Origin of the sequence: Paraliomyxa miuraensis (assembly GCF_026337845.1) — a bacterium.
Lineage (GTDB): Bacteria > Myxococcota_A > Polyangia > Nannocystales > Nannocystaceae > Paraliomyxa > Paraliomyxa miuraensis.
Genome location: NZ_JAOVZF010000137.1, coordinates 72,691 through 97,515, shown reverse-complemented (window position 1 = coordinate 97,515; position 24,825 = coordinate 72,691). Strand labels below are relative to the sequence as shown.

At 68.5% G+C, this 24,825-nt stretch carries 17 protein-coding genes; 9 read left to right on the top strand and 8 right to left on the bottom strand.

From position 1 onward, the window contains the following. Positions 1 to 12 precede the first annotated feature (12 nt). Complete coding sequence (locus OEB96_RS06775; protein ID WP_266214630.1) at positions 13 to 1,593, top strand: sigma-54-dependent transcriptional regulator; 1,581 nt, start codon at positions 13 to 15, stop codon at positions 1,591 to 1,593. A gap of 122 nt (positions 1,594 to 1,715) precedes the next feature. Beyond that, entirely contained in the window at positions 1,716 to 3,155 is a 1,440-nt protein-coding gene (locus OEB96_RS06770; RefSeq protein WP_266214629.1) for a hypothetical protein, read from the top strand. 89 nt (positions 3,156 to 3,244) lie between these two features. On the opposite strand, the gene OEB96_RS06765 is transcribed toward OEB96_RS06770, so the two are convergent. After that, the gene (locus tag OEB96_RS06765) at positions 3,245 to 3,760 is read right to left on the bottom strand and encodes a DoxX family protein (protein ID WP_266214628.1); all 516 of its coding nucleotides are present in this window, start codon (positions 3,758 to 3,760) and stop codon (positions 3,245 to 3,247) included. A gap of 126 nt (positions 3,761 to 3,886) precedes the next feature. Between OEB96_RS06765 and OEB96_RS06760 the strand changes: the two genes are divergently transcribed. After that, positions 3,887 to 4,096 (top strand): dodecin family protein, encoded by a 210-nt coding sequence (locus OEB96_RS06760; RefSeq protein ID WP_266214627.1) that lies wholly within the window; start codon positions 3,887 to 3,889, stop codon positions 4,094 to 4,096. Here OEB96_RS06760 and OEB96_RS06755 read toward each other — a convergent pair. Beyond that, positions 4,068 to 6,827 (bottom strand): cation-translocating P-type ATPase, encoded by a 2,760-nt coding sequence (locus tag OEB96_RS06755; protein ID WP_266214626.1) that lies wholly within the window; start codon positions 6,825 to 6,827, stop codon positions 4,068 to 4,070. The two genes, OEB96_RS06760 and OEB96_RS06755, sit on opposite strands and share 29 nt — an antisense overlap. A gap of 81 nt (positions 6,828 to 6,908) precedes the next feature. Then, positions 6,909 to 7,205: a hypothetical protein gene (locus OEB96_RS06750; protein ID WP_266214625.1), complete on the bottom strand. Its 297-nt coding sequence runs from the start codon at positions 7,203 to 7,205 to the stop codon at positions 6,909 to 6,911. A gap of 263 nt (positions 7,206 to 7,468) precedes the next feature. Between OEB96_RS06750 and OEB96_RS06745 the strand changes: the two genes are divergently transcribed. The 3 genes from OEB96_RS06745 (at position 7,469) to OEB96_RS06735 (ending at position 9,949) form a co-directional block, all read left to right on the top strand. Further along, entirely contained in the window at positions 7,469 to 8,044 is a 576-nt protein-coding gene (locus OEB96_RS06745) for a superoxide dismutase family protein (RefSeq protein WP_266214624.1), read from the top strand. A 204-nt stretch (positions 8,045 to 8,248) separates the two neighbouring features. Further along, complete coding sequence (locus OEB96_RS06740) at positions 8,249 to 8,809, top strand: hemerythrin domain-containing protein (protein WP_266214623.1); 561 nt, start codon at positions 8,249 to 8,251, stop codon at positions 8,807 to 8,809. Between the two features lie 75 nt (positions 8,810 to 8,884). After that, on the top strand, positions 8,885 to 9,949 hold the full coding sequence (locus tag OEB96_RS06735; protein WP_266214622.1) for an AI-2E family transporter: 1,065 nt from the start codon (positions 8,885 to 8,887) through the stop codon (positions 9,947 to 9,949). Between the two features lie 35 nt (positions 9,950 to 9,984). Here the strand turns inward: OEB96_RS06735 and OEB96_RS06730 are convergent, their stop codons facing one another. The 4 genes from OEB96_RS06730 to OEB96_RS06715 form a co-directional block, all read right to left on the bottom strand. Further along, positions 9,985 to 12,636, bottom strand: coding sequence for a hybrid sensor histidine kinase/response regulator (locus OEB96_RS06730; protein WP_266214621.1), 2,652 nt, complete (start codon positions 12,634 to 12,636; stop codon positions 9,985 to 9,987). 412 nt (positions 12,637 to 13,048) lie between these two features. Continuing rightward, entirely contained in the window at positions 13,049 to 13,729 is a 681-nt protein-coding gene (locus OEB96_RS06725) for a BON domain-containing protein (RefSeq protein WP_266214620.1), read from the bottom strand. Positions 13,730 to 14,161: 432 nt separating this feature from the next. Beyond that, positions 14,162 to 15,757: a BON domain-containing protein gene (locus OEB96_RS06720; protein WP_266214619.1), complete on the bottom strand. Its 1,596-nt coding sequence runs from the start codon at positions 15,755 to 15,757 to the stop codon at positions 14,162 to 14,164. Between the two features lie 335 nt (positions 15,758 to 16,092). Continuing rightward, positions 16,093 to 17,262, bottom strand: a complete 1,170-nt coding sequence (locus OEB96_RS06715) for an RNA polymerase factor sigma-32 (protein ID WP_266214618.1) — start codon at positions 17,260 to 17,262, stop codon at positions 16,093 to 16,095. 328 nt (positions 17,263 to 17,590) lie between these two features. Here OEB96_RS06715 and OEB96_RS06710 point away from each other — a divergent pair, with 328 nt between their 5' ends. The 3 genes from OEB96_RS06710 (at position 17,591) to OEB96_RS06700 (ending at position 23,449) form a co-directional block, all read left to right on the top strand. Further along, positions 17,591 to 20,767 carry an MXAN_5808 family serine peptidase gene (locus OEB96_RS06710; RefSeq protein WP_266214617.1) on the top strand — a complete coding sequence of 1,059 codons (3,177 nt, stop codon included), beginning with the start codon at positions 17,591 to 17,593 and terminating at the stop codon, positions 20,765 to 20,767. A 109-nt stretch (positions 20,768 to 20,876) separates the two neighbouring features. Beyond that, complete coding sequence (locus OEB96_RS06705) at positions 20,877 to 22,229, top strand: hypothetical protein (RefSeq protein WP_266214616.1); 1,353 nt, start codon at positions 20,877 to 20,879, stop codon at positions 22,227 to 22,229. A gap of 191 nt (positions 22,230 to 22,420) precedes the next feature. After that, complete coding sequence (locus tag OEB96_RS06700) at positions 22,421 to 23,449, top strand: hypothetical protein (protein WP_266214615.1); 1,029 nt, start codon at positions 22,421 to 22,423, stop codon at positions 23,447 to 23,449. Between the two features lie 68 nt (positions 23,450 to 23,517). Here OEB96_RS06700 and clpX read toward each other — a convergent pair whose 3' ends face one another. Continuing rightward, on the bottom strand, positions 23,518 to 24,777 hold the full coding sequence (clpX, locus tag OEB96_RS06695; protein ID WP_266214614.1) for an ATP-dependent Clp protease ATP-binding subunit ClpX: 1,260 nt from the start codon (positions 24,775 to 24,777) through the stop codon (positions 23,518 to 23,520). Between the last annotated feature and the right edge of the window lie 48 nt (positions 24,778 to 24,825).

The window sequence follows — 24,825 nt, the reverse complement described above, 5'->3', positions numbered from 1 at the left end:
GGCGCGCCCGTTATGTCCCGCTCGCGAATCCTTCTGTGCGACGACGAGGTCAACATCCGCAAGGTCCTCGGGACCCTGCTCAAACAAGCCGGCTATGAGGTCCACGCCGAGGAAGACGGCAAGGCTGCCCTCGCTCGCGTGCGCGCGTACCCCTCGGGCACCTTCGATGCCGTGATCACCGACATCCGGATGCCGAACATGGACGGCATGCAGCTGCTGCATGCGCTCATCCAGGAGGATCCGCAGCTCCCCGTGATCATGCTGACCGCCCACGGCTCGGTCGACACCGCCGTCGAGGCCCTCAAGGCGGGCGCGTTCGACTTCCTCGAGAAGCCGTTCGAGATCGAGCAGATCAAGACCGTGCTCGGCAAGGCCATCGCCACCCGCGAGCGCACCGGTGCCTCGGTCGGCACGGGCAAGACCAGCGCCGCCGAGCCGGGAGCAGCCAGCGATCCCAGCCAAGAAGTGGGGATGATCGGCGACTCGCCGCAGATGCAGAAGGTCCGCGAGATCGTGCGTACGGCCGCGGCCAGCCCCACCACCGTGCTGATTGCGGGGGAGAGCGGCACGGGCAAGGAGCTGGTGGCGCGGGCGCTCCACGTGGGCTCGCCACGGCGCGAGGCCCCGTTCATTCGGGTCAACTGCGCCGCCATCCCGGCGGGGCTGACCGAGAGCGAGCTGTTCGGCCACGAGCGCGGTGCCTTCACCGGCGCCGTCTCGAGCCGCCAGGGCCGCTTCGAGCTGGCCGACGGCGGCACCCTGTTCCTCGACGAGGTCAGCGAGATCCCGCTGGAGATCCAGGTCAAGCTGCTGCGCGCGATCCAGGAATCGGAGTTCGAGCGCGTGGGGGGCACCAAGACGGTCCACGTCGACGTGCGCCTCATCGCCGCCAGCAACCGCAACCTCGAGGCCGAGATCAAGGCCGGTCGCTTCCGCGAGGATCTCTTCTACCGCCTCAACGTCGTGCCGATCGAGCTGCCCGCGCTGCGCGAGCGCATCGGTGATCTGCCCGCGCTCATCGAGCACTTCGTCAGCCGCTGCAACCAGCGCCTGGACAAGAAGGTCTCCGGGTTCTCGTCCGCCGCCCTCGAGGCGCTGTCGCGGTACGCATGGCCGGGCAACATCCGCGAGCTCGAGAACCTGGTCGAGCGCATGGTGCTGTTCGCCTCCGGCCCGGTGATCGAGCGCGACGCGCTGCCCGAGACCTTCCTCGAGACCCCCTCCAGCGCGGATCGCGAGGCCGATGGCGACGAGCCAAACGACGAACCGGACGACGAGGATGCCGACGAGATCGTCGGGGGCGAGCCCGTCATCGAAGGAGCCGAGGGCTCGGTCCCCGGCCCCGAGGGCGAGCGGCTCTTGCGCTTGCCGCTCTCGTCCCTGGGGCTCGATCTCAAGGAAGCGGTCAAGCAAGGCTCTCGGCTGGTGGAGACCGAGCTCATCTCGGCCGCCCTCGAGCAGACCCAGGGCAACGTGACCCGCTCCGCGCGTTTGCTCGGGATCAGCCGCCGAAGCTTGCAGTCCAAGATGAAGGAGCTGGGCTTGCGAACGCCCGCCGAGGACAGCACGACCAAGGGCATTCCGCCCGTTTGAGCGGCCGCCGCAGAGCCATCTTACGGGAAATATTGACGGAACCGACCGTGCGCTGGTAGCGTGCCGCGTCGCGCTTCGAGGTGAACCGCATGCGGAAGCCCTACCTAGCCTCGCCTGGGACCTTGCTTGCTCCCCTCTTGGGAGCGCTCGCGATCGCCGGGGCCAGCCAGTCCGTCCATGCGGCGGAGGTCACCCGGGTTGCCTCCTCCTTCGAGGAGGGCAACCAGTTCGACATCCACTTCGGGGTCGCCTACGACTTCAACTACAAGCAGGCCGCCGTCCTGCGCGAGTGGAACGCCGGCGTGGACGACGACAGCACCCGGCTGGTCAAGGACCTGATCTTCCGTCAGTTCCGCCACACCATCACGCCCACCGTGGAGATCGGGCTCTGGCACGACCTGGCGATCTACGCCACCGTGCCCGTGGTCCTGGCCGATACCCGCACCTACGAGTTCGACCAGCGCGCCGACGACTGCGTGTTCGGTGACTCGCGCGACGCCAACTGCGTCAACAAGGCCAACAGCACCACCATCCGCGACGGCATCATCCCCAACGGAGGGTTCGACGCCACCAACAACGGCGATCCCTTCGGGCAGTACACCGGCGACTCCACCGAGCTCATCTTCAGCGGCCCGGCGCGGCGTGGCTTCGATCAGCTCCACGTGGGCCTCAAGTACGGGATCCTGAGCCAGCGAACGCGCTCGCACATGCCCAACTGGCTCATCGGCCTCGAGGGTCGCTTTGCCGTGGGCCGGGCCATGACCTTCACCCGTGACATCGTCAACGGCCAGTCCGACGGCAACGGTCGCGTGGGTCGCCGGATCCACGAGCTGGGAGCGTGGACGGCGTTGTCGCGGCGCTACCGGTTCCTGGACCCGTACTTCCTCGCCTTCTGGCGCCAGTCGATCCGCGCCTCGGACAGCCTGTTCGAGGACTACTCGAGCGTCGGCTCGCAGGGCAACGTCAACCCGCAGTCCACCGCCGGCCTGCTGTTCGGCACCGAGATCGTGCCCTGGGAGCGCGCGGCCAAGGGCATGAAGGTCTCGGTCTACCTCTCGGGCAGCGCCATCCTCCACTACGGCGGCCGCGGCTACAGCGAAATCTGGGAGCTGCTGGCCGACAGCCCCGCGCTCGTGGGCAGCAACGATCCCACCCAGACCGACCAGTGCAGCCGTACCGACGCGATGGCGTTCGCCGTCGAGAACCCCGGTGACCCGGGCTACCTCGCGGCCGGCGGCTCCTCCTGCAACAAGTTCGAGGGCGTCACCGACCTGCAGGACTTCGGGACCTTCGGGTTCGACGGCGGCCTCAACCTGCACCTGGGCAAGCACGCGCGGATCAACCTCGGCGTGCGCGGCAACACCGACACCCGGCACTTCGTGACCTTCACCAACCGCGGCAAGGCCGACGCCAGCAGCGGCGGCGACCCCGATCGCGTCGATCCCAACACGGTCGAGGTCAATCCGCTGCGCCGCGACGTGGTCGACAACGTGGGCCGGCGGTACATGATCGACGACGTGGTCGATCTGCACGGGTACCTTCGGGTGTTGCTGACCTTCTAGCCCCGCAACCGGCTTTCGGCTGGCGCTGCAACCAGCTTGCCCCCCAACGGGGGCATTGGTGGGGCCTCATGCGACGCTCTGCTGGCCCCTCATCGAGGCGGGGTCGTGTGCATCGGGGGGGTGCTGCCCTCGCGAGGATCTGGGTGCACTCTGGGCCGGCGGCCGCTCAGCAGCGCATCGATGCTGTAGGGACCGGCCCCCCGCATGATGAAGAACGCGGCGACCAGCGCGATCGTCAGCGGGTACTCGTACCCTCCATCCTTGGCCAGCAAGCCGTGGCCCAGGTGCACGGTGGCGATCGCGGTGATCATGGTGGCCAGCACTCCGAGTCCCGCCAGCGGAGTCAGCAAGCCCACGACCAGGCCCGCGCCGCCGAGCAGCTCGCCCGCGATGGCCAGCCACGCGGTGAGCTCGGGAGCGGGCATCCCGAGCTGGACCACCTGATCCTTCCATGCGGCCGCATCGGTGAGCTTGAGCCAACCATGGACGACCATGATGGAGCCCACGCCCACGCGAAGGGCGGTGAGCGTGATGGGCGAGTCCGATTGGCCCGCCTTGAACAGGGGATGGGGCTCGGGTCGTTCCGCGGGCTTGGTGGGATCCATGGCTCCCGACCTCATGCAGGTCTCGCGCCAGGCAACGCGTCCATGCAGCCGGCTTGCAGTCGGAGACCACCGCAGGAGCGGTCGCGGATTGACACCTCGGGATGGCGGTGAAGGGTGCACTCACCCATGTCAGTCGCCAGAATCACCGAGGTCACCGCGCAGTCGTCCGAGAGCTTCGAGCATGCCATCGCGCATGGGATCGAGCGCGCCGCCAAGACCCTCCACAACATCCAGGCCGCCTGGATCAAGGACCAGGAGCTGCTCATCGAGAACGGTCACGCCAAGCTCTACCGGGTGACCATGAAGATCACGTTCGTGCTCGACGAGTCGCGGTGAGTTCCTGGCGCCCGTGGTGGGCGGGCAAATGCGCACACCCGTGGCGAAGCTTCCCATGCGCGCGCTGGCCATGCGCGCGCTGACCTTCGCGGATCGCCTGGCCGACCACGAGTGGAACGAGGCTCGTGCCGAGCAGGAGGAGCCAGCCGTCGGGACCGGGGGACTCGGTCCCGAGCGTGCGGGACAGAGCCGGGACCGCGATCGCGGCGGTCAGCAGCACCGTACACAGCGCAATCGCAGCCCACACCCAGCGGTTGCGGGTGATCTCGTTGCGCACCAGCCCCGAGCCCGGGCTGCGCAGGTTGAAGGTGAACCAGAGCTTGCCAAAGCCGAGGGTGAGGAACGAAATGGTCACCGCCTCCGCCACCGGCAGCTCCAACACGTGCTCCGCCATGAGCAGCCCGCCCAGCACGCAGGCGCCCAGGAGCGCGGCCCAGCCTCCGATCTCGAGCCAGCACGAGCGCGTGAGCACCGACTCCTGCGGATCTCGGGGCGGCTGCTCCATCTCGTCGCCGCTGCCCGAGCCCACTCCCAACGCGAGCGCGGGGAACACGTCGGTGAGCACGTTGAGGTAGAGGATCTGCAGCGGTCGCAGCGGCAAGGTCCAGCCCGCGAAGGTGGCGATCGACACCGCGAGCACCTCGGCCACGTTGGTGCAGAGCATGAACATCACCGACTTGCGGATGTTGGCGAAGATCACCCGCCCCTGCTCCACCGCAGCCACGATGGTCTCGAAGGCATCGTCGCCCAGCACCATGTCGGCAGCCTGCTTGGCCGCCTCGGTGCCACGCCGACCCATCGCCACCCCGATGTCGGCCTTCTTGAGTGCGGGCGCGTCATTGACTCCATCGCCGGTCATGGCCACGACCTCGCCGTGCTCCTGGTACATGCGCACGAGCTCCAGCTTCTGCTCGGGGCTGACCCGGGCGAAGATGTTGGCGCGAAGGATCCGCCCGCGCCCCTCGTCGTCGCTCGCATCGGGTCCGCAGAGCTCGCCACCTCGCATCACCACCGCCTCGGGGTCTTCGGGGTCGCCCACGATCCCCACCGCATGCGCGATGGCCCAGGCCGTCTCCGGCTGGTCGCCGGTCACCATCGCCACCCGAATGCCCGCGGCCTGGCACCGATCGATCGCCGCCTTCACCCCCTGCCGTGGCGGATCGAGCAGGCCGACCAAGCCCAGCAACACCAAGTCCTCGTAGGGCTCGGCATCCGGCGAGCCCACGCGCTTGTCGGCCACGGCCAGGACCCGCAGGCCTTCCCCGGCCAGCGCGCGGGCACGCCGTAGCCACCGCTCGCGAACGTCCGCGTCGAGCGGCCGAGGTTCCTCGTCGGGCCGGCTCGCGGCAACCCGCGTACACACCTCCATCACGGCCCCGGGCGCGCCCTTGACCGCCACGTGGAAGGTGCCGCCGAGCTCGTGGACCGTGGCCATCATCTTCACGCGCGGGTCGAACGGCTCGATCCGAACCTGGGGCTCGTCGTGCAGCAGCGCACCGCGCTCGACTCCCAGCGCCAGACCACCGGTGAGCAACGCGAGCTCGGTGGGGTCACCACGAGGACCATCTCCGGGTTCGTCCCCCTCGAGCGTGGCAGTGTTGCACAGCGCGCTCACTTCCATCACTCGTCGCAGCAGAGGATCCTCGACGGGCTCCTCCTCGACGCGGTCGTCTCGCACCACGTGGTCAGCTGCGGGCGTCACCACCCGCTGCAAGCGCATGCGGTTCTCGGTCAGGGTCCCCGTCTTGTCGGAGAAGATCACCCGCGTGGCGCCCAGGGTCTCGACCGCGGTCAGCCGATTGATCAGGGCGTTGCGCCGAGCCATGAGGAGCATGCCGCGCGCGAGCGCCATGGTGGCCACGATCGGCAGGCCCTCGGGGATCGCCGCCACCCCCAGCGCCAGGGCGGTCTCGACCACCAGCTCGGCCGGCTGGTGTCGCAGCAGCAAGCCGGTCACCGCGACCACCGTGGCGATCCCGATCGTGAGCCAGGCCAGGCGCCGCCCCAGTCGATCGAGACGCTGCTGCAGCGGGGTTGCGGCGGCCTCGGCTCGCTCGGCGAGCTCGGCGATCCTCCCCAGCTCGGTGCCGGACCCGGTCGCCACCACCACCCCGACCGCCTTGCCGTCCGCGACGCTGGTGCCCTTGTAGATCATGCTCCGGCGCTCGGCGAGCTCGGCGTGCTCGTCCACCGGGTCCACGAGCTTCTCGGCCGGCACCGACTCGCCGGTCAAGGCCGCCTCGTCCACCCGCAAGTACTCGGCCTCGACCAGACGAAGATCGGCCGGAACCACCTCGTCCGCTTGCAGCAGCACGATGTCGCCCGGGACCAGCTCGGGTGCGTCGACCTCCTGCTCTCGGCCCTCTCGGCGAACGCGGCAGACCCGCTCGCCCCGCTCGCGCAGCGCGGCCATCGAGCGCACCGCCCTCCACTCGGTCACGAAGCCGATCGCCGCATTGATCACGATGACCGCGACCACGGCGATGCCCTCCGGCCAGCGCTGGGAGACGAACGCGAGCAACGCCGCGCCCGTCAGCAGATGGACCACGATGCTGCGGAACTGAGCCAGCAGCACCTTCCACCAGGGTCGGGTCTCCACCTTCCGCAGCCGATTGGGCCCGTGCTCGCGGAGCCGCCGCTCCTCCTCCTCGCGGTCGAGCCCCCGCTCGGGTTCGACCTGCAGCGTCTCCAGGGCCTCGTCGATGGTGCGTGCATGCCAGCGCTCCGTCACCCGGTGTCCCTAGCCCGGCGGACGGCCGCAGCAAGCACCCACCCAAGGAACGTGGGGCATGATCGCCGGCCGGAAGAAGCGTCACAGGCCGAAGTAGCAGCGCGCGCCCGCATCCACCGTGCAGCCGACGAGGTCGTCGCAGTTTGCGTCGGAGCACTCGTCGATCTGGTTCTGGGCCGCCTCGCGCTCGTCTGCCTGACAATTGGCGAGGGCGGAGAGGCATCGGTCCTCGCACTCGCCCTCGTTGACCTCCTCGTTGCACTCGTTGGCGCGCGCGCAGTACCGACTGCAGTCGAGCTCGACCCAGATGCCACCGTCGGGCTGGTCGGAACAAGCGATGCCCTGAGAGATGAGCACGAGCGTGGTGAGAGCGAGCACTGACTTGATGATCGTCGACGCATTCATGCCAGGGGCGACAAGCACGAGGCATGCCAAGGGTCGAACGACGGTGAGAGGGCCCACCATCCGCGACCGGGTAGCCTCTCGGCGAGCGCAACGGCCCGCACGAGCGGCCTCGCACATCGAGCATTCCATGAGGGTGACTCCGGGCGAGGTCGAGGCGCCGGGCCCTCGCGGTCGCGGCGCTCCGCCTCGCTTGCACGCCCCCCCATGCGGGTCAAACAAGAGGGAGAGAGGCACCCATGAAGACCACATCCCACTCGCCCGCCCGCCTGGGCGCGGCACTGTTCTCACTCGGCCTGCTCGGCCTGCTCGGCGCGAGCGGCTGTGGCGGCAACGGCTCACACGCGACGGCGCAATTGCTCGACACCAACGGTGCCGAGGTGGGCACGGCGAGCTTTCGAGCGATCGATGAAGGCGTGCTGGTGACCATCGATGTCCATGGTCTGCCTCCTGGTGACCATGCAATGCACATCCACGAGCATGGCGAGTGTACGGCTCCGTCATTCGAGTCGGCAGGCGGGCACTTCAACCCGCTCGGAAAGGGCCACGGCCTGGCCGATCGGAACGTGGATGGCGCCCACGCCGGTGACCTGGTCGACCTGATCGTCGACGATGCCGGGAACGCCCATGACTACCGAGTGGTGGAGGACGCGACCCTGCGTCGCAGCGAGGCCAAGGACTCGCCCTCGCTGCTGCGGGACGGCGGGACGGCGATCATCATCCACATGGATCCCGACGACGACCGCAACGAGCCGGCCGGAAACGCGGGCCCGCCCATCGCCTGCGGGGTCATCGAGGCCGGAGCCCGCGTGTAGCTGGGCCTCACCGACCGCGAAGCGGAGGGGGGGAGGCCGGCGACGACGGCCTCCCTTACTTGCCAGCTGCCTGGTGGCTTCACTGTCAGCGAGCGCCCGCGACGGAGTGGGTCGACGTCTTCTCCCCGACGAGAAAAATCCGCTTGCTCCCGCCTCCCGGCGATTCAGAACGGAGCTCGAGCCACCCCAGAACTGGAGATCATCATGGTCATCGAGAAGATCAAAGCAGCAGCCAAGCAAGCCGCATCCGCACTGAGCGGGAGGGCCGGCATCCTCAATACCCTCGAGGGCGAGCATGCCGAGGTGACTGCGCTGCTCGACGAGATCCTGTCGGCATCGTCGATCACCAAGGCCGCCGACGACCACTACGCGGCGATGCGCCGCAAGCTCCTGATCCACCTCCGGGCCGAGCAGGAGGTGCTGTACCCCGCCTGCGAGGCGCGTCCGAAGACGGCCGTGGCCGTCGCGGGCAGCCGCTCCGAGCACCAAGCGGTGGAAGACGTCGTGCAGGAGCTCGACCGCACCTCGATGGACTCGCCACGCTGGCGGGAACAGCTGCAGCAACTTCGACAGCTCGTCCAGGCGCACGTGCGCGAGGAGGAAGACGTCCTGTTCGCTCAGTGCGAGGAAGCGTTCGAGAGCCGCGAGCTGCGGGACCTCGACCGCGCGTATGACGAGGCCAAGGATCGCCACCACGCGACGATCTCCGACGCCGGCGTGAGCCACGGGCCCGGCGCCCGCCACATCCCGCCGCCCCGGGCGTAGCGACCGGTCGTGATGGCGGGGAGTCGTCGACGACCCGTCCCCAGCGCCAGCAAGAAGCTCGTCGCGCGGTCGACCATGCACGATGACGACGCATCCGATGACCACCCACCACGTGTGTTCCGTCATCGAGTCCTGATCGTCATCGGCTTGGTGGCGCTGGTGTCGGTGACCCTGGTGATCATGGGGTTGGCCTGGGCGACCATGCTCACGGTCTTCGGAGGCGTGCTCATCGGTGTGCTCCTCGATGGCGTGGCCCAGCGCATCGCCGGCCTCACCCACATGCCGCGCAAGCTGGCGCTGGCGCTGGTACTGCTGCTGTTGCTCGGCGCCGCCGTGGGGCTGGGCTCCTGGCTGGGACCCGCGCTGGTCGGGCGCTTCGAGGGCCTGCAGCAGCAGGTGGTCTCGGCCTGGGACGGCCTACGCACGTGGCTGGAGGCACGGACATGGGGGTCTCGATTGCTCGAGGAAGTGACCGGGCTGGAGCTCACCTCGCTGCTCTCGCCTCGCTTTGGAGGGCTGCTCAGCACCGCCGTGGGAACGGTCGCGTCGTTGGTGTTGGTGGTCGTGTTCGGCATCTACTTTGCCGCCAGCCCCGATCTCTACCTACGCGGCTTCTCGAGCCTGTTTCCCCCGCCTCGCCGCGCGGAAGTCCGCTCGCTGCTGGAGGCCATCGCCCAGGCGCTTCGCAGCTGGTTCCTCGGCCGCTTGCTGTCGATGGCGGTGGTGGGGGTGGGCACGGCGCTGGGTCTATGGATCGCCGGGGTGCCGCTGGCGATCCCGCTGGGCATCATCGCCGGGGCGCTCTCGTTCGTGCCCAACCTCGGACCGATCATGGCGGCCATCCCCGGGGTGTTGGTGGGACTGGCCATCGGCCCGAGGACTGCCCTGTGGGCGCTGCTGGTCTACGCCGGAGTGCAGGTGCTCGAGACCTATGCGATCACGCCTCTCATCGACCAAAGGGTCGTCTCGATGCCCCCGGCGCTGCTGCTGGCCTTCCAGATCCTGCTCGGCCTCTCTGCCGGTGTCATCGGCCTGTTCATGTCCACGCCATTGCTCGTGACGCTGGTGGTGATCGTCCAGGTGGTCTACGTTCACCATGTGCTCGGTGACGACGTCACCATCATCGGTACCCGCGAGTGAACCTCACCTGCCACGCCCCTCACGGCGCCCGAGCTTCAGCTCGACTTCGTGGCGCCGCGGACCAGCAGCCGTGACAGCTCGCCCAGGTCGGCCGGCTTGGTGAGGTGGGCGTCGAAGCCGGCAGCCGCGGTGCGGTGCTTGTCCTGCTCCTGGCCCCACCCGGTGAGGGCGACGACGACGATGTCTCTCCCCCATGCATCGCCGCGGATCGCCTGACAAACATCGGTCCCATCCATGTCGGGCAGCCCGAGGTCGAGCAGGATCACCTCGGGCCGAAACGCGGCGGCCTCTCGCAGCGCGCTGGTGCCGTCGTAGGCGATGCGGGTGTCGTGGCCTCGCCGCGCGAGCAACAGGGCCAGGGTGTCGGCTGCATCGATGTTGTCGTCCACCACGAGAATGCGGCACCCCCCGGCGGGTGCCGCCGCCGGGGTCGCGCCGGAGGTGGCCGAGGCGGGCTCGTCCGCCTGCACCTCGCAGGCGGGCAGGCGGATGGTGATCGTGGTGCCCTGGCCAGGCCCCTCGCTGGCCGCGGTCATCGTGCCGCCGTGCATCTCCACGAGGCGACGCGACAGCGTCAGGCCGATGCCCAGCCCGCCCTCGCCGCGATCGGCCCCCTCGACCCGTGCGTACATCTCGAAGATCGCCTCGAGCTTCTCGGGCGGGACGCCCACGCCGTCGTCGCGGATCGTCACGACGACGTCGCTGCCATCGCGGCCGACGAGCAGCTCGATGTGCCCCCGGGGGTCGGTGTACTTGCACGCGTTGCTGAGCACGTTGCCGAACACCTGGATCAATCGGACCGCGTCGCCGATCACCTCGACCGGTTCGGGCGGCTGCAGCACCGCCACCGCGTGCCCCTTCCGCTCGATCCAGGTGCGAGCAGAGTCGACCGCTTGCTCGACGAGCGACATCACGGACACCCGCTGTGTGCGCAGCTCGAGCCGTCCATGGCTGATTCGGTTGATGTCGAGCAGGTCGTCGATGAGCCGCACCATCAGTGACACCTGGCGCCGGACGATCGCCATCACGCGCTCGAGCGGTGCGGGTTCGTGCCGGCCTTCGTCCACCAGCAGATCGGTCGCAGTGCTAATGGCGGCCAGCGGGTTGCGCAGCTCATGGGCCAGCGTGGCGAGGAACTCCTCCTTGTGTCGATCGGCCTCCTGCAGCGCCCTCTGAGCTTGCTTCTGCTCGGTGATGTCCTGGTTCAGGACGACGACGCCGACGATCGTGTCGTCGTCGGTACGAACGGGCACCGCCGAATTGAGGATCGTCCGGCGTGCGCCGTCGAAGCCGACGATGTCGAGCTCCTCGTTCATCGAGGTCTCGCCGTGCCGCGCGGCCCGGAACGTCGCCCAGTCCTCGGAGGCGAGCCGGCGGTCGGTGCCGTGCCAGTACGCCTCGTAGACTGCGTAGTCCTCGGGTCCCACGAGCCTCACTCCGCCCCAGATCCGCTGGCCGGCCGCGTTGCCGAACAGGATCTCGCCGTCCTCGTTGGCGAACCATATGCCGATGGGCAGGTGCTCGAGGTACGAGCGCTCGCGCGTGCGCGTCTCCTTGAGCGCACGCTCGGCCCGCTTGCGGGCCGCGATGTCGCGGTCGATCTTCGACACGCCGATCACCTGACCCGAGCCGTCGCGCAGCGGTGCCATCGTGACCGAGACGTCGATCCTTCGGCCGTCCTTCGTGCAACGTACCGTGTCGTATGGACCGACCACCTCGCCCTCGCGCACCCGCTCGAGCCTTCGCCGCTCGGCGACGGGCAGCTCGGGCGGGAGGATCAGATCGATGCTCTGGCCCACCGCCTCGCTCGCGGGGTAGCCGAACAGCCGCTCGGCGCCTGCGTTCCACGTCAGTATCTCGCCGTCGAGCGAGAGGCTCGTGATCGCATCCCCCGACGACTCGACGATTGCGGCGAGCTGGGCCTGAGCCACCTCGGCCCGCTCGTGACCGGTGACGTCGTTGACGAGCGCGTAGATGCCGGCCACCGTGCCGTCCCGTCTGATGTCGGGCACGTACTCGGCCATGACGTGCCGCGTCCCCCCCTCGCGGTAGGGCAAGGTGGCCTCGAACCGGCAGCGACGGCCGGCCAGGGCCGCCCTCACATGAGGCTCGATGTGCTCGTAGGCCGCATCGCCCAGGACCTCGCGCAGCTCCTTGCCCATGATCTCCTCGGGCCGACTCCCGAACCATTCATGGTAGCGCGCGTTGGCGAAGCGATAGCGCAGCTCGTGGTCGACGTACGAAATGAGCGCGGGTACGGCATCGGTGACCAGGCGCAATTCCTCGCCGCGCCGTATGAGCTGCTCGTGCGCGAACCGTCGCTGGTGCTCGACGCGGTGCGACAGCCAGGCGGTGACGCATGCGGCTGCGCCGGCGAGGCCGAACAGCGTGGTCTCCCAGATGTCCGTCGAGCCCATCGTGGCGACCGTGATTCGAGGTCGCACGAACAGCACCAGGCTGCCGCCCCACGCCACCACCGTCGCAGCCAGGAACGGCCCCGGCCGCACCAGGAGCACGAGGATCAGCATGACGGTGAACACGGTGACGAACGGAGCCGCATCCCCGAGCACGGGGTCGAGCAGCCAGCGCACGACGAGCGCCAGCACGATGGCGCCGACCGCCAGCACGTACTCGAGCCACAGTGGCCGGTTCCAGGGTGAGCCGGTGGTGTTCGTGGCCTCGAGCACGGTGCGAGCACTCCTTGGTTACGGCCGCCTTGGATGGAGAGCGCTGTCCTAGCCTCGGTGACCGTGGGGCTCAAGCGGCGCGACCGGCTCCGCAGCCGCGGGCAGTGACGACGCGCCACGTCGTCGAAGGGAGCGCGCGACGCCGGCCGGCCGGGCCCGGGCGAGAACAGGTCGGGGCGCTCGGGGTCGTCGCGCCGTGCCGTGCCGTGCGCTGCGAATCGCAGCCGTTTCGTGCTGAGCGCAGGCAGGTGCACCACGCTCAGGGTGGCCCGCCCCACCCCCGCCGCGGCCCCGTGATCACGACCACTCGGTCCTCCCGTCGAGTCGTCTCACGCGAGCCTCCACCAATAACCCAGGAGCCCCGCCGAGGCGGGCAAGCGGAGCGTCCGGAGGGCTGAATGTGGTGGTCTGCTCAGTGGTGCTGCTCCTCGCCGAGCTGCGCGGACCGGTCGGGCGGCTCGGACGCTCCCGCGGTCGAGTGGCGCTCGGAGGAGGCCGCGATCCTCAGGTTGTTGTGGCAATCGCGAACGCCATGGACCTCGCACACGATGTCCTCCACGTAGCGCTTCTCCCGACGGCTCCCCACGGTGCCCTCGAGCGTAATCTCGCCATCATCGACCGTGACGGTCACATCACCAACGTCGATGTCGCTGTCGGTGAGCATGTCGCACGCATCCTCGAGGATGCGATCGTCCGAGCGCCGGTAGCCGCGAGGACCCCGGCCTCGAAACTCACCATGCTCGCGGGACGGCCCGAGGTCTCGACCACCGTAGCCCGGACGCGAGACCCACGGCTCACGGCGATACCAACCCGGCTCGAGCCCATGGGCCTCCCAAGGGCGGCCTCGGTGACCGTACTCCAGCGGCTCGTCGTATCCCGAGTAGTAGTACCCCTCACCGCCCGGCTGCTCGTAGTCGACGCGACGCTCGAACCCCGGCTCGCGACCATAGCGCTGCTCCCAGTCTCGGTTCCGGCCACGCCGTCGCTCTTGTTGGGGAAAGGGTTCACGCCGCAAGCCGCCGCGGCGCTCGAAGTCCTCGTCGTGACGGCCGAAGGGGTATTGGTGAGCAAATTCCGATCGTTCGTACTGCATCGTCTCTTATCTCCCCGCATCGTCGAGGATCGACCAGCTCGGGCGAGTCCGTCGCCTCGTCGCATCGCGATCGCACCTCCCACCCCGTACGACCCTAGCCCTTCGACCGAGCGTGGCAACCAGCACCGATCACTTGCGAACGGCTCGGTGGCGCCTACAACGAAACATGACCTCCTCGCCAGAAGAACACTCGGGGCACGGCCCTCCGGTCGAAGACCCATGCCGCAGCCCACCCCCACGCAAACCACCTCCCGGCGACGACGAGGGCCCGCCGGTGGAGGACCCCGACACCGGCGACGAAGCACCGAGACGAGACCCCGACGAGGGCTCCGAAGCTCCGATCGAGGACCCCGAACTCGAGGATCCCGGCCCCATGCGCGCCCCGCCGCGGAGTCCCCGATGACAGCCCGCCACGCCGGGACGTCCCGGGATCTATTGCTCGGACTGCTCGACCACCAGCTGGTCGTCCACGCTGACGGCGCCTCCTTCGTAGGCATTCTCGATGGCCGCGTCACGCTCGGCCCATGAGTCGACCTTGCCACGCAGGATCGCCTTGCCGTTCTCCACGGTGACTTGGATCTCGTCGCGATCGACGAACGGGCTCCAGAACAACTCGTCGCGGATCTCGTCGGCGATCCGCTCGTCAGCGAGCGTGGTGGCGAGCGTTCCGTGCCACCGCCCCGGCCACAGATAGGGGTGAAACGGCACCACGTACGGGTCATATACGAAGGCCTCGGGGTCGACCACCGAGAGGCGGTTGTCCACCGCCACCACGCCCTCGATCCCGCTGGCCACATAGGTAGCCTCGCCGAACTCCGCGTAGTCGTCGACCTGGCCGCTCAGCACGGCGTGGCCGCCGTTGACCGTGACGTCGATCTCGTAGGCCTCGGTGACCGGATTGCGCAGCAGCGCCTGGTCGATGCGAGTGGCGAGCACTTGGTCGTCGACGGGCTTGCTCGGCCGAACCTCGATGCGATTGTCGACCTTGGATACGCCCACGGTGTGGGCGGCGATGCGCTCGGCCGTCGCGCGTGCGTTGGCATTGTCGACCGTGCCGGTCAGCGTGACCAGGCCGCCGATCACCTGGGGCTCGACGCGATGGGAGGCCACCGTGGGCTCGAGCGCCATCGCCAGCACGATGGCCCGGGTGATCTCCTCGCCCGTGGGACCCGAGCGCGCCGGGTCGCGGTGCACCGCCTCCAGACAGGGCTCGATCTGCAGGTCGGATGCATCGACGTCCACGACGCCGGTGACCCAGCCGTCGCCTCGAGCGCGTCGGCGCTCGGCGGCACTGCCCACCGTCCCCACCAGACGCACCTCGCCGTCGTCCACGAATACGTCGATGAGCGAGTCATCGACGAGCGCATCCCAACGCAGGCGGGCCTGCACGTCCTGCAGGACCTCGGAATCCACACGTGGGGCCGGCGGCTTCACCGTGAGCTGGCTGTCCACGGATCGCACTCCGCGTACGCTCATGGCCACCCACTCGGCATGCTGCGCCTCGACCCACGAGTCGACGGCACCGCGCAAGGTCACGCGCCCATCCTTCACGTCGATGTCGATCTTCCAGCTGTCGGCCGTCGGATCTTGGAGCAACGCCTGCTTCACGTCCTGGAGCAGCGTCGGATCGTCCACGGTCTTGCCTGGCTCTCGAGCCTCGAGCTCGAGGTCATCCATCACCACCTTCACGCCGCGCACGGTCTCGGCCAGCCGGAGTGCCCGTTGTTCGGCCAGCACGCTCGGGACCTTCCCCGACAGAGTCACGACGCCATACCGGTTGGTGACCGTGACGTCATCGGGCACCACCGCGTCGTCCCTCAGCTCGCGCTCGATGGCTGTGACCAGCCCGCGCCCCACGACACCCGGGCACTCGTCGATCGCGCTCGGCCGAGGCTCACGCTCCGGCATCGTCTTCTCCTTCTCCGCGTCCCTCGCGTGAGCTTCGTCGTCGCGCGGTGCCGACTCCGCCGTCTTCCCGGCGGCGACGGGCTCGGGGGTCGACGACTGCTCCTGCGGCGCCTTGGACACGCTCGTAGGCTCGTCTGCGTCGGCGGCATCGCGTTCACACGCGACCGCGACGACCGCCATCGATGCAGCGACCGTCAGCGAGCTGCGCCACCATCTCGATCTCCTTGAGGCTTGCATGGGCTCGATTCCTCCGGTGGCTGTCTTTACTCGCGGGCGCAGTTGTCAACCCGAGGTCGGCACGGCGATCACCTTCACGACCATCGTGCCCACGCCGCGCACTTCACCCGCGTCCGTTCCCCGAGGTGCCGCGCCCCACGCCCCACGCACGAACCCGCTCTACGAGGAAGTCCGAGGTCGTCTTCGACCATGTCGGCCCGGGCCGCTCGGCCCGCGGGCTAGGGAGGCTCGTGCCCCAGCGCGATCTGGACCGCGTCCCCGAGTTCCGCCTGCAGGTACTCCCGCAGCCGCAGCACCAGCCGCTTCTCGATCTGCCGCGCACGCTCGCGCGAGACCCCCCAGCGGTCGCCGAGGTCCTGGAGCGTGATCGGTTCGTCGGACACCAGGCGATCGCGGAAGATCTCCAGCTCGCGTCCGTCCAGCCCGGCCCCGAAGGTCAGCAGCTTGTCCTGCAGCAGGCTCTTGAACTCCACCGAGTCCACGTTGTCCTCGGGATCGGCGAAGTCGTCCTCGATGAGATCGAGGCGGGTCCGCGTTCCGTCGCCGTCGTCGTTGCCCAGCGGAGCGTCGAGCGAGACATCGGGCGCTGCCATGCGCCGCTCCATCTCCACCACTTCCTTGGGCGAGACGTCGAGGGCCTTGGCGATGCGCTCGGGCGTGGGATCGACCCCCGCCGCCACCAGGGCCTCTCGCTGCTTGCGAAGGTTGAAGAACAACTTGCGCTGGTTCTGCGTGGTGCCGATCTTCACCAGGCGCCAGTTGTTGAGGATGTACTTGAGGATGTAGGCGCGGATCCACCAGCCCGAGTAGGTCGAGAGCTTGACCCCGCGGTACGGATCGAACTTCTGCACCGCCTTGACCAGCCCCACGTTGCCCTCCTGCACCAGGTCGAGCAGGTTCTGGTAGGCGCGGCGGTACTCGTGGGCGATCTTGACGACCAGGCGCAGGTTCGAGGTGACGAGCTTGCGCGCCGCCTCGCGATCACCGTGCTCGAACCAGCGCACGGCCAGCTCGTACTCCTCGTCGCGGGTCAGCAGCGGGTGCTGGCGCACCTCGGCCATGTAGGCCGCCATCGGATCGCGCCGTGCGAGCGCGGTGGAGCCCTTGGGGGCCGCCCGGGCCCGCCGAGCGAGCTCGGACTCGATCGCATCGAGATCGGCATCGCTGACCTCCACGTCGGCGAGCGCCTCGCGTCCCGTGTCCGGCTCCGTGCCCCGCTCGTCCAGTGAGTCGGGCTCGGTGCCCTCGCCATCGTCGGGAGGCGGAGCGTCGAGGACCTCGACCTCGACCGCCTCGTCACCGGGCCCCTGCGCGCGCACGAGGGCATCCCCCTTGCGCGACTTGCTCGAGTCCCCGACCGGGGTACGGCTGGGCTTGGCCCTCGCCATCGTCCGCGGCAGTGTAATCCCCGCTTCCACCGCAGGACCACCGTCGCCGCCTCCAACCGTGTTTCACGGGCCTGGAGCGCGCGGGACGCCCTAGGCGCCGGGGGTCCTCATGCCATCCCCCACGCCGAACCGGGAGCCACCCCTCCGCCCGGCCCCACGCCATGGACGCGCCAGGACGGCCGCCTGCGGGCCAGGACACCCCAAGCCACCGCGCCAGGTGTCAACGAGTGTGGCCCGGTCACCACCCCGCGGTAGACTCGACGCTGTGACAGATACCGGCTCTGGGCGCCCATTTCCCCGCAAGGGACGTACTTCGGCTCCGATCATCGTGGTGGGCTCGCTGCTGGCGGCCCTGGGCCTGACGGCGATGGGTGACACCTACGCCCAGACCCAACGCACCGACCCTCGCAAGCACGCGCGGCTCACCCCCGACCACGACGCCACCGAGCTGCGGGTGCTCGACTGGACGCTCTGGAACGTATCCAAGTACTACGTCGAGCCCGATCGCATCGATCCGCAGGCCATGACCCTCGCCGCCCTCGAGGCGCTCGAGCAGGACATCGCCGAGGTCCTGGTCGAGCCTCGAGACGGAGGCAAGAAGGTCCTCGTGCGCGTGGGCACGGCCGAGCGCGTGTTCGACATCAGCGACGTCGAGGCGCTGTGGGCCGTGGGTCCCCACGTGCGCGAGGTGTTTCGCTTCGTCAACAAGAACACCGACCTCGACGAGGACGAGCAGCGCAACGCCGAGTATGCGGTGGTCGGCGGCGTGCTCTCCACCCTCGACCCCCACACCACGCTGCTGCGCCCCGAGGACTTCGAGGACATGCGCACCAGCACCAAGGGCAGCTTCGGCGGCCTGGGCATCGAGGTGGGGATGCGCGACGGGGCCATCACCGTCATCCGCGTGATCGAGGACAACCCCGCCTCCAAGGTCGACATGCGCCCGGGCGATCGCATCGTGCAGATCGATGCCGAGTCGACCGTGACCATGAGCCTCAACGATGCGGTGGGGCGCCTGCGCGGGCCAGCCGACAGCGTCGTGGCCGTCTACGTGATGCGCGACGGCCTGCAAAAGCCCAAGCGCCTCGACATCACCCGCGCCACCATCCAGCTCGACTCGGTGATCGGCGACGTGCTCATCAGCACCGACGACCAGGGCAAGGGCCACAAGGTCGGCCTGGTGCAGATCCCCCGCAACTTCTCCCAGAACACCGGCCAGGAGCTGCGGGACAAGCTCGTCGAGTTCGAACGGCAGGGCGTCGAGGGGGTGGTCCTCGACCTGCGCGGCAACCCGGGCGGCTTGCTCAACGCGGCCGTCGACGTGGCCGATGCGTTCCTCTCGTCGGGCACCATCGTGGCCACCGTGGGCGTGGCCTCGCCGCGCAAGGAGACCCGCGCCGACGATCGCTTCGACTTCCCCAACCTTCCGCTGGTGGTGCTCGTCGACCAGGGGAGCGCCAGCGCTTCGGAAATCGTGGCCGGCGCCCTGCGCAACCAGGGCCGGGCCGTGCTGCTCGGGCGGCGTAGCTTCGGCAAGGGCTCGGTGCAGGAGCTGCGCGATCGCAAGGTCGCCGACAAGGAGCTCGCGCTCAAGCTCACCGTTGCGCAGTACCTCACCCCGGGCGACGTCTCGATCCAGTCGGTGGGTGTGGCGCCCGACGTGGAGACGATCCCCGTGTGGATCGCCAAGGAGTACGTGGCGTACTTCGGGCGCGAGCGCTTCGACCTGCTGCGCGAGGAGTCGCTCTCCGATCATCTCGAGTCCGACAAGGCCGAGGAGCTGCGTCGCAGCCCCTTCACCCTGCACTTCCTCGAGCAAGGCTCGCTCGATCCCGCCCACCCCGGCGCCACCACCGACGAGGAGGCCCTGGCCGAGCGCCGCAGCGCGGCGGCCCCCGTGCGCGAGGCCGACAAGGATCCCGACGCCGACAAGCGCACCGCGATGCTGCTCGAGGATCCCGAGGTCCGCATGGCTCGCGACCTCGTGCTGTGGGCCCCCAGCAGCAACCGCGACGAGCTGCTCGGGCGCATGAAGGAGTTCGTCTCGCAGCAGCAGGAGATCGAGCAGCACCGCATCGTGGGCAGCCTGGCCGCGCGCAACATCGACTGGTCGGCCGGGCCCAAGCCTTCGGGCGGCACGGCCAAGCTGAAGCTGTCGCTGTCGTGCGACAAGGCGGGCAACACCATCAAGGGCGGGGAGAAGGGCACGGTGAAGGCCACCGTGACCAACGTGGGCGACGCCCCTGCCTACCAGGTACGTGCCATCACCGACAGCGACTACCGCTACTTCGACGAGCGCGAGCTGATGTTCGGCCGCATCGACCCGGGTGCATCCAAGAGCTTCGACATCGAGCTGTCGGTGGGGGAGAACGAGCTGTCGCGCACCGATCGCATCGATCTGCACCTGTTCGAGCAGCACGGGGCCAAGCTGGCGGCGGGCTCGCAGTCGTCGATCGACATCAGCGCCGAGGGCCTTTCCCGACCGCAGTTCGCGTTCGGCTACCAAGTCCTCGACATGCCGCGCAAGGGCACCACGATCGACGGCAACGGCGACGGGGCCTGGCAGGTGGGAGAGCGAGTCACCCTGCGCGTGCACGTGAGCAACAAGGGCGAGGGCCCGGCCCTCGACACCTGGGTCAGCCTGCGCAACCTCAGCGACGACGCCGTGTTCATCCACGAGGGCCGCGAGCGCATCAAGAAGCTCGACGTGGGGCAGACCCGGGTGATCGACCTCGACGTCGAGCTACGGGCGGCCCCGCCCGGCAGCGAGGCTCGCGTGCAGCTGTCGGTGTCCGACACCAAGGTGGGCGAGGCCCTGGCGGAGAAGCTCGTGTTCCCGGTGCTCGAGGGGGTGGGGTGGATCGAGAGCGACGACCGCGTGGTGATCACCCGCGACGTGGTCGATCTGTATGCGAGCCCCTTGCAGCCCGACCGCGTGATCGCACGGGCCCCCGCCGGCGAGCGCTTCAAGGCCGACGGTCGCACCGGCAGCTGGGTCCGCGTGGAGCTGGGTGACGGCGGCTTTGCCTTCGCGCGGCGCGAGCAGGTCGAGGACGACCGTGGCACGGGCGGGGCCAAGGGCAAGGTCAAGCGCCCCGGCAAGCACGATCCGGTGCTCGAGGTCTCGCCGCCCAAGATCACCCTGCAGGGCGCGATCACCCAGACCGACGGCACCGAGCTCCGGCTCGACGGCAGCATCACCGACGAGAGCCGGGTGCAGGACGTGTTCATCACCGTGGCCAACCCCTCGCGCGACCTGTTCGCCAAGCGCGAGAAGGTGTTCTACGAGGCCAGCACCACGCCCGGCAGCGGTACACTCGACTTCGGGGCCAGCGTACCGCTGACTCCGGGGAACAACCTCATCGAGGTCTACGCGCGGGAGAACGACGACGTGGTGGCCACCAAGCGAATGTGGGTGCTGCGGACCAGCGGGCTGGCGGAAGCGCGAGCGAAGGAAGCCGAGTTCGCCAGCAACGGGAAGCTGGCGGTGGACACGTTGAAGTAGCCGAGGCCAAGCGGCGGGTGTTACGTCGGCGTTCCACACCGCCGGGGACGGCAACCCGGCCGCCTCGTCGTCTTTTGCACACCGGCGGGCGGGTGGGTACACTCGGTCGATGGCCAGGCCCCAAGACGGCGCGGAGAGCTTCTGGCGGGCCGTTCACGAGGCATTCGACCCCATCCGACCGGTGACCGACCCTGCACTGCGCGTCGAGCGGGAGGCCCGGTACAACCCGATGGTCGAGCTCGATCGCCGGCTCCGCCTGCCCATCGGCCACATGTGCTACGGCGTGGCCGGAAGCGTGGGCAGTGGCAAGAGCACCGAGCTGCTCGCCGCGGCCGACAAGCTGACCGACGACGCACTGGTGGTGTTCGTCGACCTGTGGCGGCATTTCGAGTCGAGTGTGCGGGATCCGGGCGCGCTCAATCACCTGCAGCCGTGGGAGCTCATTGGGCTGCTGGGCCTGAGCCTGGTGCGGGCGGGAACCGATCGGTTCGGCCACAAATGGGAAGGTCGGGAGGAGCGCTTGGCCGAGGCGCTCGGGGCGTTCACCACGGCGGATGGAGCCGATCCCTCCGTGGACGTCGCACGGCTCGCGGGTGGCTTGGCCGTGGCAGCGGGCGGCGCAGTGGGAGCGATCGCGGGCACGGGGCTCCAGCTGCTCAAGGCTGCGACCGACTCGTGGACGTGGAGGATCGGCCTGCGTGATCGCAAGCGGAGCTCCGATCAAGAGCCGCGGGTGCGGCGCGTGCTCGTGGCGACCAACGAGGTGATCGAGGCGCTGCAGAGCGCCTACGACCGCAAGCTCGTCCTCGTGGTCGACGGTCTCGATCGCGTGCAAGCCTCCGAGACTTTCAAGGATCTGTTCGTCGAGTCCAACCTGCTGCCCGAGCTCGCATGCGACACGGTCGTCTGCGCCGAGCTGGGTCTCGTGCAGCGCTACCGCTCCCGGCTGCGCTTGTCCAAGACGTTCGAGCTGACCAACATCCCGGTGGCGAGCGCAGGGGATCCGTGGTCGGAAGGGCCGGGCATCGACTTCTTCCACGACGTAATCCGCCGCCGACTCGCGTCGCTCGACGTACCGGTGCCGAGCGACGCCTTCCCCTCCGAGATGGTCCGGCGCATCGCGTGGTGCTCGGGCGGGCGCCTTCGCGACTTCATGAGTCTCGTCCGTGAGATCGCGATCCACGGCCTCATCAATGGAGTCACCACGACCGCTCCGGAGACAATGGAAGCCGTCATCGATGTCTTTCGACGTGAGTGCGAAGGAGGCCTCAACGCCAAGGAGATCGCGCAGCTCCAGCACGTGCTCGACGATCCCAAGCACCGCCTTCCGGACGGAGATGTCGCTCTCACCCTACTCGACAAGCACCTGCTGCTTGCCTACCCCAACCAATCCACGTGGTACCTTCCCCATCCAGTGCTGATGCTGACGCTGCTGCAGCGCCCCCAAGCACAGCGTGGCTAACGAGGCTCCGCGCGATCCTCGGCGTCGGCCACGGTGGCATGATGGTGCTGCTGCGGGGCGCCCATCCGGCCGCAGTGAGGCCACTGATGCAGACCCTGCTCGAAGGGCACGCGCCAGGGGATCCAGAGGCGCCGTGCGTTCGCGTGTGCTTCACGCCGCACGAGCTGCTCGATGCACCCGTGGGAGCGCGCGTGGTGCTGGTCGGGGCAGAGCACGCACCGGAGTGGCTGAACACTCACCGCCCGGTGGTATGGGAGCGAGAGCTGGTGCTCCTCTTGTGGGTGAAGGACGAGGCGCTCGAGCTATTGCGGCGCAACGCGCCAGACTTCCTGGATTGGGTCTCGCATAGGATCGAGGTGCCCTGGTTCGCACCCGAGGACGCGATGTCCGAGCTGCGGCTCGCCCTGACACGGGTGAAGTGGATCGCGGTCGCGGGGGTCGAGCTGGTCGCCTTCGCCGCGGAGGGACGGACCGAGATCGAGGCAAGTCGACCCTATGATGAGCTCGTGAGCGCCATGGATGGCGGCGATGTGCTGGTGCGGGGGCTCGAACACGATGACCAGCTTTGGCGCCTATTGATCGCTCATGCGGAGCTCCGCTGGCGCAACCGCATCGTACTGGCGGAGCCCTGCGTATTGCCTCCCCTTTCCTGGGTCATCGACGCGCGGATCGGAGACTGGAAGGAACATGCCCACCGGCTCGATTCGCTCGGAGTAGAGCACGCGCGGCTGATCGCGGCGCTCACAGGCAGAGGGGAAGGAGTGGTTCCACTCGCAAGGGGACTCTCGATCGACGAGGTACACATGGAGTTGCTTGGTCGCGTATCACGAGAACAGCTCGATGGTGCCACCGTGGCCTGTGCACACGACCTTGGGCTGCACGACGTCGCCGAAGCGCTGGACCTACGGACCTGGTCCGCCGACCAGATCACGAGCGAGCGGATCGAACGATGTCTCTTTGGCGGTCTTCGCAGTCGAAGGGCGCTCGCCCGCTACGTCATGGGCGTGGTCTCGCGAGGCATCGTCGATGAGCAGCGGAAGCATGGGGACGAAGTCAGACGCATGTGGCCCGAAGCCGTGGATCTTGCTCTCGATGCGCTCTTTCGCGACGACGGCCGAGCACTGAGAGCCTGGGATCCCGCCACGGATCCGTCGTTCGAGCACTACGTCGCGCTCCTGACCCGGCCGATCATCGTTCGAAACGAAGAACGCGGCCCCTGAGGCCGCGTTCTTCTCTCCGCCGAGCAAGGTCCGAGCCGCGCTCAGCTCGCTTCCCCTCGCGAGCTGCGTCAGCTCGCCTCCTTCGCCTCGTTCCGGTACACGATCACCGGCGGCTTGTCATCGCGGATGCACTCCTCGTTGATGACCGCCTCGGCGATGTTGTCGACGCTGGGGATGTCGTACATGACGTCGAGCATCGCCCGCTCGAGGATGCTCCGCAGGCCGCGAGCGCCGGACCGCTGTAGCTTGGCCTTCTTGGCCACCGCCGCGAGCGCCTCCTCGGTGAACTTGAGCTCCACCCCGTCCATGTCGAGCAGCCGCTTGTACTGCTTGACCAGGGCGTTCTTGGGCTCGGTGAGGATCTGGATGAGCGCCTCCTCGTCGAGCTCTTGCAGCGGTGCCACCACGGGCAGGCGACCGATGAACTCGGGGATCAGCCCGAACTTCATCAGGTCCTCGTTCTGCACGCTCTGCAGCAGCTCCCACTGCCGCAGCTCCTTCTTCTTCTGGATGTCGGCGCCAAAGCCCATGGTCTTGGCGCTCATGCGGTGGTCGATGATGTCCTCGATGCCCGCAAAGGCACCGCCGCAGATGAAGAGGATGTTGGTGGTGTCGACCTGCAGGAAGTCCTGCTGCGGGTGCTTGCGGCCACCCTTGGGGGGAACCGAAGCGATCGTGCCCTCGAGGATCTTGAGCAGGGCCTGCTGCACGCCCTCACCCGACACGTCGCGGGTGATGGACGGGTTGTCGCCCTTGCGTGCGATCTTGTCGATCTCGTCGATGTAGATGATGCCCCGCTGGGCTCGGTCGACGTCGTGGTCGGCGTTCTGCAGCAGGCTGACGATGATGTTCTCGACGTCCTCGCCCACGTAGCCGGCCTCGGTGAGGCTGGTGGCATCGGCGATGGCGAACGGCACGTCGAGGATGCGCGCGAGCGTCTGGGCGAGCAGCGTCTTGCCCGAGCCGGTGGGCCCGATGAGCAGGATGTTGCTCTTTTGCAGCTCGGCCTCGTCGGGCTTCTTCTTGGCCGTGATCCGCTTGTAGTGGTTGTAGACCGCGACCGAGATGATCTTCTTGGCGAGGTTCTGACCCACGACGTAGTCGTCGAGGATCACCCGGATCTCCTTGGGCTTGGGAACCTTGCCCTGGCCCTGCTGACGCTCTTCCTTCTGGACCTCCTCGGCGAGGATGTCGTTGCAGAGCGAGATGCACTCGTCGCAGATGTAGACCGACGGACCCGCGATGAGCTTCTTGACTTCCTTTTGGCTCTTGCCACAGAAGGAGCAGCTCAGGTTCCCGTGCCCTGTATCGCGCTTGGAGGAGCTCATGCGTTCGATGGTGGGAGGTCAGGGGGCTTGGGGAGCGCCAAGAGCGAC